Source organism: Lysinibacillus sp. GbtcB16 (genome assembly GCF_019091145.1).
Taxonomy (GTDB): Bacteria; Bacillota; Bacilli; order Bacillales_A; family Planococcaceae; genus Lysinibacillus; species Lysinibacillus fusiformis.
Genome location: NZ_JAGXJV010000994.1, coordinates 1 through 221, shown reverse-complemented (window position 1 = coordinate 221; position 221 = coordinate 1). Strand labels below are relative to the sequence as shown.

Sequence of the window (221 nt, the reverse complement as noted above, 5' to 3'; positions counted from 1 at the left end):
ATTATTCGTCGTCGTAAACACGAATTCTCAGCATTATTAACAAAAGAAGCAGGGAAACCATGGGCTGAGGCTGATGCAGACACAGCAGAAGCAATCGACTTCTTAGAATACTATGGTCGCCAAATGCTACGTATTAAAAACGGTCAACCAGTAGAAAGCCGTCCAGGTGAATACAACCGTTATGACTATATTCCACTAGGAATTGGTATCGTCATCTCACC

The 221-nt window shown here is 42.5% G+C and carries 1 protein-coding gene; it reads left to right on the top strand.

What is annotated here, in order from left to right; all coding sequences use genetic code 11:
• Nucleotides 1–221, top strand: a 221-nt coding sequence (locus KVT27_RS26540) for an aldehyde dehydrogenase family protein (protein WP_217582373.1), incomplete at both ends; no start/stop codon positions are given.